Annotated in this window: 11 protein-coding genes; 5 read left to right on the forward strand and 6 right to left on the reverse strand. The window is 42.9% G+C overall.

The annotated features are described in order from the left end of the window. Positions 1–154 precede the first annotated feature (154 nt). Together LN995_RS17930 and LN995_RS17935 are read left to right on the forward strand one after the other, a co-directional pair. Complete coding sequence (locus tag LN995_RS17930) at positions 155–682, forward strand: DinB family protein (protein WP_229962464.1); 528 nt, start codon at positions 155–157, stop codon at positions 680–682. A gap of 85 nt (positions 683–767) precedes the next feature. Next, positions 768–944: a hypothetical protein gene (locus LN995_RS17935; protein WP_229962465.1), complete on the forward strand. Its 177-nt coding sequence runs from the start codon at positions 768–770 to the stop codon at positions 942–944. A 501-nt stretch (positions 945–1,445) separates the two neighbouring features. Here LN995_RS17935 and priA read toward each other — a convergent pair. From priA to LN995_RS17960, 5 genes are all read right to left on the reverse strand, one after another. Then, positions 1,446–3,977, reverse strand: a complete 2,532-nt coding sequence (gene priA / locus LN995_RS17940) for a replication restart helicase PriA (protein ID WP_229962466.1) — start codon at positions 3,975–3,977, stop codon at positions 1,446–1,448. A gap of 123 nt (positions 3,978–4,100) precedes the next feature. Further along, a complete protein-coding gene (locus tag LN995_RS17945) occupies positions 4,101–4,871 on the reverse strand; it encodes a hypothetical protein (protein WP_229962467.1) in 771 nt (256 codons plus the stop codon). Between the two features lie 122 nt (positions 4,872–4,993). Further along, positions 4,994–6,070 (reverse strand): cytochrome-c peroxidase, encoded by a 1,077-nt coding sequence (locus LN995_RS17950; RefSeq protein WP_229962468.1) that lies wholly within the window; start codon positions 6,068–6,070, stop codon positions 4,994–4,996. 12 nt (positions 6,071–6,082) lie between these two features. Beyond that, positions 6,083–6,820, reverse strand: a complete 738-nt coding sequence (locus LN995_RS17955) for an MbnP family protein (RefSeq protein WP_229962469.1) — start codon at positions 6,818–6,820, stop codon at positions 6,083–6,085. 4 nt (positions 6,821–6,824) lie between these two features. After that, positions 6,825–7,940 carry a cytochrome-c peroxidase gene (locus LN995_RS17960; protein ID WP_229962470.1) on the reverse strand — a complete coding sequence of 372 codons (1,116 nt, stop codon included), beginning with the start codon at positions 7,938–7,940 and terminating at the stop codon, positions 6,825–6,827. Between the two features lie 226 nt (positions 7,941–8,166). Between LN995_RS17960 and LN995_RS17965 the strand changes: the two genes are divergently transcribed. Beyond that, complete coding sequence (locus LN995_RS17965; protein ID WP_229962471.1) at positions 8,167–8,844, forward strand: TIGR02117 family protein; 678 nt, start codon at positions 8,167–8,169, stop codon at positions 8,842–8,844. 105 nt (positions 8,845–8,949) lie between these two features. Here LN995_RS17965 and LN995_RS17970 read toward each other — a convergent pair whose 3' ends face one another. After that, complete coding sequence (locus tag LN995_RS17970) at positions 8,950–9,921, reverse strand: NAD(P)-dependent alcohol dehydrogenase (protein WP_229962472.1); 972 nt, start codon at positions 9,919–9,921, stop codon at positions 8,950–8,952. A gap of 251 nt (positions 9,922–10,172) precedes the next feature. On the opposite strand from LN995_RS17970, the gene LN995_RS17975 reads away from it, so the two are divergent. Then, positions 10,173–12,065: a CocE/NonD family hydrolase gene (locus LN995_RS17975; protein ID WP_229962473.1), complete on the forward strand. Its 1,893-nt coding sequence runs from the start codon at positions 10,173–10,175 to the stop codon at positions 12,063–12,065. 460 nt (positions 12,066–12,525) lie between these two features. Beyond that, positions 12,526–13,710 (forward strand): hypothetical protein (locus LN995_RS17980; RefSeq protein ID WP_229962474.1); only part of this gene is annotated, 1,185 nt, incomplete at its 3' end.

The following is a 13,710-nucleotide window of genomic DNA, read 5'->3' on the forward strand; positions in this document are numbered from 1 at the left end:
CTGATGAGCGAATAAGGCAACTTGAATAGTTGCCTTATTCGCTCATTTTATTTTGCCGCCACTTCCCTGTATAATTCAGAACTGGTAATTCGTAAATGATAGCGCCTCTTAGTACCTTCGTGCCTTTGATTGTTACTGGACACCTGTAAACATAATGAATTATATTATAACACCTCCTTCGCCAACTGAGTATGATGCTTTCTTTAAGAATTATGTAGAAGGAGCACAGACAGAAGACCTGCTGTACGGATTGGAAGCCAGTGGCTCCTACATCACGGGTTATTTTCGGGAGCTACCGGAAGAAAAATTAAATTACCACTATGCACCAGGTAAATGGAGTATAAAAGAAATACTTGTTCACCTGATGGATACAGAACGAATTTTCGCTTACCGTGCGCTTCGCTTTGCCCGCCACGATGAAACAGAACTTTCAGGTTTTGACCAGGACAGGTACATAGTGCCTGCTAAAGCAGCTGTGCGCGCTATTGCTTCTATACTGCAAGAGTTTATAGCTGTACGTCTGGCCACCATCGAACTTTTCCGAAACTTTGATGAAGAGGCTTTAAGCAGAACAGGTATCGGCAGCGGCAAAAGAGTTTCTGTCAGGGCACTCGGCTATAGCATCCTTGGCCATGAAATACACCACCTCAAGCTAATTAAAGAACGGTGTTTAAAACAATAGCATTAATAAACCTGGCTATTATGTAAACTGGCCAGGTATTTTCTACTTTAGATGCCATTTATAGCGTCTATAAAACTTCTTAACTATGCAAAAGCAGAAAATTCTTAAGATAATATTAGGTGTAGCTTTTTCTCTGCTGGCTGTTTATAAAACATATCAACTGATAACGGCGGACAGTAACTGGGTAGACCAGCTTTTGCTATTTGTATTTGTAGTAGTTGCCATCATTAACTTTATGACGCTGGAAGACGACCATGACTAAGTGGATTAACTGGCTTTACATATCGCACTTCTAGTACATGCAAAACCGAAAAGCATTCAGGATAATACTAGCAGCAGCCTGCTTAATATTTGCAGTAGTAAAAGCTTATGACATTATAAGCAGAGACTTTGAGTGGATAGATGTTTTCTTTTTAGGGGCTTTCCTATTTTTCGGAGCAATGTACCTGATGGTATATTTGAAAGAAAAGAAAAAGAAGTAACTGCTAAAGCTGTACAAAAAGAAAAACCTGAAAGTCTACATAATCCGTCTGATTACTATAAAGACTTTCAGGTTCTCAACTTTTAGCCAAAGGTATCAAATTATACGGGAACGATTAAATTAAGGTTGTGAACTTTAGATTTTTTTTATTTTTTCGTCTGCCCGTATATTACTTCAACATCTCCTTAATAACAGCTTTGAAAGAATCGCTTTCTTTAAGTACAAAGTCCTATACTTAAAGAAACGAAAGTCAATAGTTATTCTTCAACTTCTCTTTTCTTTCTAAACCGGATCCACGTCCACTACAACCCTTAAGCCTTTAAAGTCGGGCAACAGCTTAAGATTAAAAATAGCCTGGCTCAACTGATCTTTAGCTGCGCGTAGATTAGTGTTGCTTCTGGGAAGCTTAATATGTATTTCGTTCAGGAACAGATTCCTGATCTTGAAGATATAAGGCACCTCCGGCCCCAATACCTGCTGTTTACCTAAACGGTCAGTCAGGTCTTTAGCCAGTACAATGGCTGCATTTTCAGAAGTATCTTCCTCCGCATGCTTAATAGTAATTCGTATCATACGCACAAACGGCGGATAACTGAAGCGCATGCGTTCTTCTATTTCATGCTCATATAGGCTTTGATAGTCATTGTTGCGCACTTTCCGGAAGATAGACTGCAACGGATCTCGGGTTTGAATAATAACTGAACCTGGCTTACCTTTACGCCCTGCCCTACCACTTACCTGCACAAACAACTGGTAGGCCCGCTCGTGCGCCCGATAATCAGGGAAGTTGATAATAGTATCAGCGTTCAGAATGCCTACTAAACTCACATTTTCGAAGTCAAGCCCTTTGGTTACCATTTGCGTACCCACCAGCACATTGGTTTTGCCATTTTCGAAATCAGCAATAATCTGTTGATAGCTGTTTTTGGCTTTCGTAGTATCCAGATCCATACGCTGCACCTCTGCCTTCGGGAGCATCAGCTTTAACTCATCTTCTACCTTCTCGGTACCAAAGCCCATGCTTTTCAGGGTAGTGGCGCCACAGGCCGGGCAATCGTGCGGCATGCGCTCGTGATAGCCGCAGTAATGGCAACGCAGTTCGTTGTTGTACTTGTGGTAAGATAAACTCACCGCGCAGTACTTGCACTTCGGAATCCAGGAGCACTCATCGCAGCTAATAAAAGGGGCATAGCCACGGCGGTTCTGAAAGAGTATTACCTGCTCCTGTCGCTGTAGCCGTTCTTCAATGGCAGTCAGTAATTTACCTGAAAAATGGCTGTGCATATTTTTACGCTTCTGCTCATCGCGGGTATCGACCAGCTCAATATCGGGCAACTGAGCTTTGCCAAAACGTTTCGTCATGCTTACCAGCCCCCAACGACCAGTCTGGCAGTTATAGTAAGATTCTATAGATGGTGTAGCAGAACCAAGCAACGTCTTGGCTCTCTGCAGGTGCGCCATCATTAAACCTGTTTCCCGGGCATTATAGCGAGGGGCAGGGTCGTACTGCTTATAACTTGCCTCATGCTCTTCATCAATTATCAGCAGAGACAGATCATGGAAAGGCAGGAAAATAGATGAGCGCACACCCACCACCACCTGAAAGCGTCCCGACAGAATGCCCTGCCACACTTCAGCCCGCTCATTATCAGAGAACTTAGAATGATAAACACCCAGCTTATCACCAAACACTTTCATCAGGCGGGTCACGATCTGGGCTGTAAGAGCAATCTCCGGCAATAGATACAGCACCTGCCCGCCTGCCTCCAGGGCATGCTTTATCAGGTCTATGTACACTTCTGTTTTGCCACTGCCTGTTATACCATGCAGCAATACCGTGTCCTTCTCCTTAAATAAGCCTAATATTTCATCCTTTGCCTTTTCCTGGTACTCCGACAGGGTCATGGGTAGTTGCTGCGCCTCTACATCCATCGGAAAGCGTGATACTACCTGGTCGAACTGCTCCAGCACTCCTTTTTTTACCAGCGAGTTGACCGAAGACACAGAAAGGTGTGGATTATTTGTTAACACATTTTTCTCAATGCCTTTGTAGTTCTGATTAACATCCTGGTGCACAGGTACCCTTTGCAGGTAGTTCAGCAATACATCGAGTTGTTTTGGCTTTGGTGTAAGCTGGTTAAATAACTCTTCTAACATACCCTCTTCCTGCACAAAGTGCTCCGACAGGCGTACTTTTTTAACTACTTTAGGAGAAAATTTATCGCTGATCTGCTCAAAAATAATGATAGCTTCTTTCTGGATAAGCGACTTTATAAACTTATGGTAGCTTTTAAGTTGCAACAGGTTGCCAACTTCCGTAAAAGTAAGCGACTGGTTCTGCTGTAGCGCATATATAATCTTTTCCTCCTGAGCAGCCAGAATCAGCTCGTCCTCTTCCGGGTTGTATTGCGGGTGCAGTTGGATGCGAGACTCACTGCTTAGCTTTAAAGCAGATGGCAGGGCGGCATTGATCACCTCTCCAATGGTACACATGTAGTACTCGGCCATCCATTTAAAAAGCTTCAGCTGCGGAGCAGTCACAATGGGCTTATCATCCAGCACATCCAAAATATACTTTGCCTGGTACTCTTCCGGAGCATTTTCGTGAATATCTGCTACAATGCAGCTCAACACCCGTTTGGCACCAAACTGCACAATTACCCGTGCACCTATCAACACCTCATCATTCATTTCTAAGGGGATGCGATACGTGTATAACCTGGGCAGCGGCAAAGGCAGAATTACATCGGCAAACAATGTAACCCGCTCCACAGTTGGCTCAGAGGGGAAGTTAAAATTTAGCAGTTCAGACAAGGGTACTGTAGTTGATTAGCTTTTAACAGCAAAGGTCGGAAAAAAATTGCGCAATGTTGATGGCTGGAGCATGTATAGCCTCTATTCTATTGATAACAAGGGAAAAACACATCAGAAATAATTTTAGTCTAGGCGGTTATTCTTTCTGATGTTAACTATTGCACCAATAGAAAATACAGAATAGCCAGCTGTAAGAGCATCACGATTCTTTAACCCAATGGTTGTACCGGTGGTATATTGCAGCTGTACGGCAGGGCTAAGTTCCATGCGGGTATAGAAAATAGGCTCCAGAAAGATATTATCCTCCAGCTTTTCCGGGCTACCGTTCAGCAAGTGCTTATCCATGTCTACATAGCTGGCCCGCAACGCTGTACCATAGTTCAAGGGGTACTCCCGGCCAAGCAACCTGAGTGACTTCTTTTTCTTGGAAGTAAAGTTTACCTGCAGAAAATACTTATCAAACTCAGCATCTCTGGTGGTCATAAACCATGTACCGTCTTCGCGCTGCTCTCTCTTTTTCCGGGTACTGCTACCCCCTCCATAACCTGCATATACTTCCAGAATTCGTCTGTCTTCAGGACCAAATGTGGTAAAGTAGCCTCCTCCTGCTTCTAGCAAATTGTGCTGAAAGCTGTTCTTCTTACCTTGCTTATCTACGATAGAGCCATTAAGCATCACGGCAAAATGATCTGAAACAGCATAGGCAGAAGTAAAACTTATATTTCCTTTTAAAGAGATATGGCCTCCGGCACTTATTTCCTTTTTCTCAGTAAACATAGGCACGTTCGGCACATTAGGCATGTATGTAGAAACACAGCCTGATGTCAGCAACATAAGTCCTGCGCACAAGCCAGCAAACAATGGATAACGTACCTGAATCTTAACCTTTTTCATGAATATGAAATTTGCTCTTTCCCTATATAACCTCCTTAAGGGAACTACCACATTCACAAAGTTAGGACTTTTTATAAGGTAACCTGACGTAGCATATTTTTAATTTCAGCTGTACTTTTAGCTTATAAAGGGGCTATTAAAGATTTTGTTTTGATAAAGCCAGTATCTGTAAGTGTGGTCAGGAAAGCTATAATATTTGCTTTTTCTGCACCTGATAGGGCTATTCCTAATCTTCCCTCCTGCTGTAGTTCAATAGCTAAAGCTGGAGACATTCTAACTCCCGAACGGTAATGTTCCAGCACATCATCAAGCGTTTCAAAGCGGCCGTCATGCATATAAGGTGCGGTGAGAGCAATGTTACGTAAGGTTGGCGTTTTATATTTTCCTCTGTCGCTAAGCTGTCCCGTAATGCGCCCACGCCCAAAGGCCAGCTCTTCATAATTGGCAGAAAAAGTACTATCCAGTCCGTTGTTATGGTAGCCATTATCTGTAAAAAAATCGGTGGCATGGCAACTACTGCAGTGCTGCTTAAACAGGGCCCATCCCTGCAACTCTTCCTTATTCATATATCCACCTGTCTCGCCCCGTACGTGTTTGTCATATCGGGAATCAGCAGATATCAGGGTTCGTAAGTATTGCGCCAGTGCACGTGCAACAGCAGCAGATGTGACAGAGTCTGTCCCGAATGCTTTTCTGAACAACTCCGGATACTGTTCATGACGCTGTAAAGTGTTGGTAAGCTCTTTCAGGCTCTGCCCCATCTCATCAGGATCTGTAAGTGGCCCGAACACCATGGACTCCAGGTCTTTTGCCCCACCGTCCCAGAAATAGCCATTCATCCAGGCAAGGTTCACTAGCGAGGGGACGTGCCGACGAAGAGGCTTGCCTGTTACTCCCAATGTAGTTAAAGCTTTTCCGTCAGTAAATGCTTTTTGTGGCTGGTGGCAAGTAGCACAGGACACGGTACCAGTTTGCGAAAGCACCGGATCATAAAAAAGCTTTTCCCCAAGTTCCACTCCTTCCTGCGTGCCAGGGTTACGTATAGGAGACGGAAGTGTAGCTGCCAGGTTAGCAGGCACTACAAGCTCATAAACCCTAGGACCAGAAGCAACATCTTCATATTCTGTTGTACTACTACATCCGGCAGTAAATAATAGGCTCAAAAAAAGAAGATGCGTATAAACCTGCCGAACTAGCATAGACAATGGCTTCTAGTTTACCCCTGTCACTTTCAGAAACTCACTACCATAGTTCTCTGCCAGCATACTAGGGCCTGCGCCATGCCCACCTGAGTTCATGACATCAAAATCAATAAGATTAGGGCTTTGAAACAACTCATTCACATCTGCCTGCATAGTTAACTTGTAGCTGAACTTTTCGTGGAGGTTGATGGCCTGAGGCAGATCCAATAAAATAGTTTTATAGTTGGTATCTCCTCCTACATGAAACACCAATGCTCCACTTTCTGCATTGCCTGTGTAGGACCCTACTAATGTAAGAAACTTGTATCCCGTGTCCCAATCCCAAACCATCTCATTGCTCGGGTCCAGGTCTCCTTCCTGATCTGTAGAATGGTTATGCTTTTCATCGATGCCTATAGAAAGCTCCACCTTATCATAAATTCCGACAGGTATTTCATCTAGCATAAAAGAAGTCTTGCCATCCTGTGCAATCAGGTGGTAACTTTCCGGCTCAACATAAGTGACTTGTCCGTTGTTGCCAACAAGCCTTACATTACTGATATAATACTTAAAATTTGTAACACTGTAGCTGTCTCCAGCCGGGTTTGTATAAGTGGTTGTGCCTAGCTCTAGCGGAGCATTGCCTACCACGTTGCTAATTTCTACCTGTACATTGCCTGCAGTTTCAGTTTCCTCATCGTCTGAGCAGGCTGTAATAAAAGGCAAAGCCAGCAACAGAAACAGCAATTTATAAATTGTTTTGCTCATAAGGTTATTGTGTAAAAGGATCTGAAAAGCGTTCATCGGTTATAAAGGTAGCATCGGTAAGGGTATGCAGGAAAGCAATAATCTTACGCTTCTCTTCCTGCGTAATCAATAGTGTTTTACCATTTACTTCATTAGATGCTTCTATAATTAACGGGTCAAGGTTGGGGCTGTTATACTTAAGATGATCGTTATAATGATCCAGTACATCTTCCAACGATTGAAACCGGCCGTCATGCATATAGGGAGCCGTGAGAGCAATGTTGCGGAGAGAGGGTGCTTTGAACAAGCCATTATGCACCGGGTTACCAGTTACATCTCCCAGCCCATTGTCTGTAAAGGTTTCGTCTAGGCCGTTATTATGAAAGGTATTCATAGAAGTAAGGGTGCCTCCGTGGCAGTCTCCGCAGTTACCGCCTCGCAGCCCTATACTAGGCTCAGGATGTGTCATAAATAATTGCATTCCTTCCAGTTCTTCCGGCGTTAGTTCCTCTTTGCCTTGCAGATACCGATCATAGCGGGAATGAGAGGAAACAAGTGTGCGCACAAATTGTGCTAAAGCTTTTAAAATATCTTCTTCTGTAATCGTGCTGGTACCAAAAGCCTTCTGGAACATGGGCGGATAAAGCGCAGTAGCCTGCAATTCCTGTGCAGCTCCTGCAAGATTTTCGTGCAGCTCATCCTGGTTTTCGATAGGGCCTCGTGCCTGTTGTTCAAGGCTCAAGGCACTGCCATCCCAATTAAGTTGTGTTGCCCACAGCACATTACCTAAGGACATCGTGCTACGTTTATGCGCTATTCCATCAATTCCTACTGCCAGTGCTTTCCCGTCTGTGAAAGCTTTGTCCTGCTGATGGCAACTACCGCAGGACATGGTATTGTTACCTGAGAGCATCTTCTCGTAAAAAAGATAGCGCCCCAGCTCAACACCTTCTTCAATCATAGGGTTATCAGCAGGTATAGTATAGTTTTGAGGGAAAACTGCTGGAATCTCCAATTGATAAGGCACAGGCGTGGCAGACTCTACTTTTGGTTCGGCATCCTTTTCGGATGAACAGGCCAAGACAAAGCCAGCAACTACAAAGAGAATTAGGTTTCGAAGCAACACCATGTTTTCAGACATTCCTAATTGGGAAAACGCAAAAATTAACCTGACAAGTATAAGCTTTACCCACTAAAAATACTAAAGGCCCAAGGCCTTTCAAAGTAATCAGATAAGTCAGACTTTAACTTATACATTGTCTATTTTATCTATTGCTTTGCTAAATGTACTAAGAGCATGTTTGCCATCATGCACTTTTTCGGTAAAATAAGTCCTAAATTAAGGGTCAGTGAAAAAGAATATAGCTATGGTAAAGAAGTGGCGGAGCGGGTGCCTCTATAGTTTAGTGTCAGGTGTTTCACTGGTTTTTCTTTTTCTGCTTCTGATGTTACTGTTGGGCAGCATACCAGTAAATAAGGGCTTTGCGCAGCACTCGCAGGGTATTGAAATATTTGTAACAGACAATGGGATACATACTGACCTGATTCTTCCTGTTAAGACCAAGTACATAGACTGGCGTACTAAATTACCTTTGCAGCAGTACAAAGAAGCAGATAGTAGCTATCAGTACATTGCTTTTGGCTGGGGCGACCACCGCTTTTATATGGAAACACCAACATGGAAAGACTTAAAGCCAGGAGTAGCCGTTACTGCTCTTTTCTGGCCCACTCGAAGCGCCATGCACGTTAGTTATGCAAAAAAACGTCTTGAACCGAATAACTCACAACAACCTCTTATACTATCTGAACAGCAATATCAAGGCCTTGTACAATATATAGTAGCTACATTTCAGCAACAGAACAAAGAATTTATCCTGATAAACGGTGCTGGCTATACAGGAAAAGATAACTTTTACAAAGCACACGGACACTTTTACCTGTTCCGAAACTGCAATAACTGGACAAATCGTGGCTTAAAAGAAGCCGGTGTAAAAACAGCTGTTTGGGCACCTTTACCTTTTGCTATCATGCAACACCTGCGATAGTTTTACCTCCACAATATACCTACCTCACTAGTAAGACCTTGAAATTTAGCATCAAACATGCTTAACCTAATAGTAGTAAACGATGCAGGAGAGAGTTTTTTATGTTCAAGGCTTTGTTACCCCCTCTTCATCAGGAATAACTTCAATAATAATTTTACCGGATGCACTTTCTTTTTCACTGTAACGCTGTGCATCTGCAGCATCTTTAAGGGAGAATACTTTATCTATAATGGGCTTTACACTACCCGTTTCAATCCAATCCTTTATAAGGGCTAAGTCTTCGCCCTGGTCTTTTACCATCATCGTTTTAGGTTTCCGGTCTGTAAAAAGAGAGGTAACATAACCCATTATATCTTTCGGATTTGGCACAGTGGTTACGTAGCGTCCGTTTTCAGTTAAGCTGTCTTTGCTTTCAGCAAAGGTTCTTTTGGCGACAGCATCTAGAATAAGATCATAGCTTTCTTTGTGTTTCGTAAAGTCTTCTTTCTTATAGTCTATCACCTGGTCAGCACCCAAGTCTTTGACCAACTTTATATGGTCGCTGCTACAGGTACCTATTACTTCACCCGCTCCTAAAGCTTTGGCAATCTGAACGGCAAAAATACCAACAGCACTGGACGCGCCATTTATTAACACCCTCTCCCCTGGCTCCAGCTCCCCTTTATCACGTAGTGCCTGTAAAGCCGTAAGGGCTGTCAGCGGCACGGCTGCTGCTTGCTTGTAGTTAAGGTTTGCAGGCATTACTACAGCTACATCGGCAGGCATAACAGCAAACTCAGCATAAGCACCTCCGATGGTACTACTTAACATCCCAAACACTTTATCGCCAACTTTAAAGGGTGTTACGTTTTTTCCTATTTCCACTACCTCTCCTGCGACATCTCTGCCAGGTATGGCAGGAGAGCCTATTACAGGCACAGGCAAAGGACTTCCTGCCCTCATCTTCCAATCTACCTGATTTACACTGGCAGCATGAACGCGAATCAGTATGTGCCCATCCTTTACCTCCGGTTTTGGCTGCTCACCATACTGAAGCACATCCGCGTCGCCATGCTTCTCATAAAAAATTGCTTTCATAGTTTTAGGTTGCATAAATAAAGTTTAAACAATATTTAGTACGGGATAGGGTCTAAGGTGTTTATAAAGAGCACCATGTACTTAAAAGTAAAAGAAGAAAAAGCTATCAGATAAACATGAAAAGCCTTCTTAACTAAAATCATGGATAAGGCTTTCTTTAACTTGGCAGACTTCTGTTAACTTGTACCATAAAAACAATATTTACTATATTCAAATCGCTAAACAAACTGATCCACCTTAAAAGCACTATAATGACCCTATACAAGCGCTTGCTTCACCTTTTAGTTTTATTGCTGTTTTTAATTGCCGCAGCACAAGTAAAGGCGCAGCAGGTAAATGAAGATTCTCTGTACATACGGGAACACTACTTTAAAAAAGAGTACAAAATACCGATGCGCGACGGTAAAAAACTGTATACCGTGGTTTACTCTCCGAAAGGGGATAAAAATAAAAAGTACCCTATCCTGATAAACCGAACACCTTACTCTGCAGGACCTTACGGAGAAGCTTATAAAACTTCGCTTGGCCCCAGCTCTTCAATGATGCGCGAGGGTTACATATTTGTTTACCAGGATGTACGCGGTACTTATATGTCGGAAGGAGAGTTTGTAAACATGACACCCCACATTGAAAACAAGAAGCGCAGGAAGAAAGACATAGACGAAAGCACTGATACATATGACACGATAGATTGGCTTACCAAAAGGCTTAAGAATGACAATGGCAAGGTTGGACAGTGGGGTATATCTTATCCTGGCTTTTATGCTGCAGCCGGTCTAATGAGCAACCACCCGGCTTTGAAAGCTGTGTCGCCTCAGGCTCCTATCGCCGATTGGTTCTGGGACGATTTTCACCACAACGGAGCTTTCTTCCTGCCACATGCCTTTAATTTTCTAGCCAGTTTTGGATTACCTCGTCCTGCTCCTACCTCAGAACGGAATCCGCGCTTTGACCATGGCACTCCAGATGGTTATGATTTTTTTATGCGCATGGGATCTCTCAAAAACGCTAATACGAAGTATCTGAAAAATAAAGTGGCTTTTTGGAACGAAATGGCAGCCCATCCGAACTACGACAAGTTCTGGCAGGACCGCAACTTATTGCCACACCTAAAAAACCTGCAAGGTACTGCCGTAATGACGGTAGGCGGCTGGTATGATGCTGAAGATTTGTACGGCCCGCTTAAGATATACAGAGAAATAGAAAAAAATAACCCTAACCTGACCAATATGCTGGTAATGGGACCCTGGGTGCATGGCGGCTGGGCACGTACAGACGGTTCCACCATTGGCAATGTATATTTCGGCCAGAAAAACTCACCGTGGTACCAGGAAAATGTAGAAGCAAAGTTCTTTAACCACTATTTGAAAGAAGATACAGACACATCTGTTGCCTTGCCTGAAGCCATCATGTTTGAGGGTGGCACTAACCAGTGGCGGGAGTTTAATGTGTGGCCTCCGCAAAATGTGCAGGAAAAGAACCTGTACTTCCATGCAAATGGCAAACTTAGCTTTGCAGCTCCACAGGCCAATGAAGCAGAAAGCAGCGAATACATCAGCGACCCCGATAAGCCTGTTCCGTTTACAGAAGCTGTCGCCGTTGGCATGACACGCGAATACATGACCGACGACCAACGCTTCGCCAGCCGCCGCCCTGATGTGCTTGCGTTTCAAACAGACGTGCTGACAGAGGATATAACGTTTGCCGGCGAAATACTGGCACAGCTACAGGTAGCCACAACAGGTACTGCTGCCGACTGGGTTGTGAAGTTAATTGATGTTTACCCGGATGATGCGCCTGCAAACCCACACCAGCCTGAAAAACTGATGGGTGGTTACCAGCAGATGGTGCGCAGTGAGGTAATGCGAGGCCGCTTCCGTAACAGTTTTGAAACACCAGAGCCCTTCATTCCAAACAAAGTGACACCTGTAAATATGGAGCTACAGGATGTACTTTACACATTCAAGAAAGGCCACCGTATAATGGTGCAGGTGCAAAGTACCTGGTTTCCGCTTGTAGACCGAAATCCGCAGAAGTACGTTGATAACATCTTCGAAGCGAATGAGAAAGATTTCACTAAAGCAACCCATAAGGTATACCACTCCTTTCAGTATCCTACCATTTTAAAGATAAAGGTGCTATAGAATATCCTTAACCAAACTTCTGATATTCTAAAGAGCCACCAACATACAGGTGGCTCTTTATTTTTTGGGATAGGTAAATATGTGTGGTAGTTTGTTTTAGTTCTCTTGCTTAGGTCTTCACATACTCCTTTTTTAATACACCTAAAGTTACAGTACAATTATCTTTCAAACTGACTTCTTCATCAAAAGCTAAAATACAGTTTTATATTTTGCACTTTATTTTTTTGTATTATATAATAAAATTCATTTATTTTAATATTAAAAATACTTCTACAATAGTATAATAATGCAATTTATTCCTTTAGCTTTGACACAAATAATTGATATTTTTCAATATTTTTGCAGGAGTATTTAAGAGCAAAACGCAAACACTATAAGCATTATATCCAGTTTATAAAGTAGCTTCTTAATTTGAACTTAACAAGCCTTTACAGTCATAATGGGAAGATATTCATGTAAAATGATCCTATTAAGCATCACACTACTTTATGTAGTGTTTTGCACTTTATGGCTTCACAAAAATTATAATATTGTCTATACCCCGCAAACCTCAGAAGACCTAGCAGGTATACAAGCAATAAGAACTGGTTTATTTTCACGCCAATTTAATGTGCAATCAGGAGGAATAGTATCTTCACCTACTCAAGTACCTTCTAACTCTACCAAACTTTCTGAAAACAAGCTGCAAACAAATACTATCACCAGCCTACTTGCGGCTACTCCTAACTTGAAAGACTTGACTGCTTTTGTAACGGCTGATATGCTAGTTCAGGAGTCGTCAACAGTTTTAGGCCCCAAAGCCGACTTTACGCTTAGTCCTGATAAACCTTGCACCAACGCCACTATAACTTTTGCAGACAACTCAACTAAAGGAGACTGTGGGGAAAATCTAAGCTATGAGTGGGGCATTTATCCTATTGAGGGTTATGAAGTTCTTTCAGTTGATGATATTTCAAAGAAGGTGAATGTCAAGTTTAACCAGCATGGCTATTACACGGTTAAGCTTAAAGTAAGCAACTCCTGTGGGACTGATGAAATTAGCAGAGTAGTACTGGTTAACAGCGATTCTCCTCAGGCTGCATTTAGCATTGATGCCATAAATAATACCTCGTGCATAGGTTCAGATGTTTCTATAAAAAATGAATCTACGGGAGGCTCTTTAGAATATAGATGGTCCGTAAGCCCAGATACAGATTATACAATCACAAGCGGAGACTTAACTAGCGAGAGTCCTGTATTCAGATTTCCAAACGCAGGGACTTATGACATTTCTCTTTCTGTTTTTAACTTATGTAGCAATAAAACTTCAACAGCAACACAAACAGTAACAGTAGTAGACGTACCTCCACCCACGGTAGAATTACTATCCAGGAACGTGTCATATTGTGGCCCTCAGTCTATTAAATTTGGCATTGATACTCCCAACCATGCTCCTGCCTACAGCGGAACAGTAACATCTTATGAGTGGCTAATCTCAAGTGGAGCTTCCTTTGTGAGTGGTACGACTACTGGTTCCGCATATCCCGAAATTTCCTTTCCGAATCCAGGAACATATAAAGTGCAGGTTATAGCGTCTAACTGGTGCGGAAGTTCTGCTCCAGCCACGCAGTTTATAACGATCAACCCTATACCGGTTGCCCCAGTT

The sequence above is a fragment of the Pontibacter silvestris genome (genome assembly GCF_020907275.1).
GTDB lineage: Bacteria > Bacteroidota > Bacteroidia > Cytophagales > Hymenobacteraceae > Pontibacter > Pontibacter silvestris.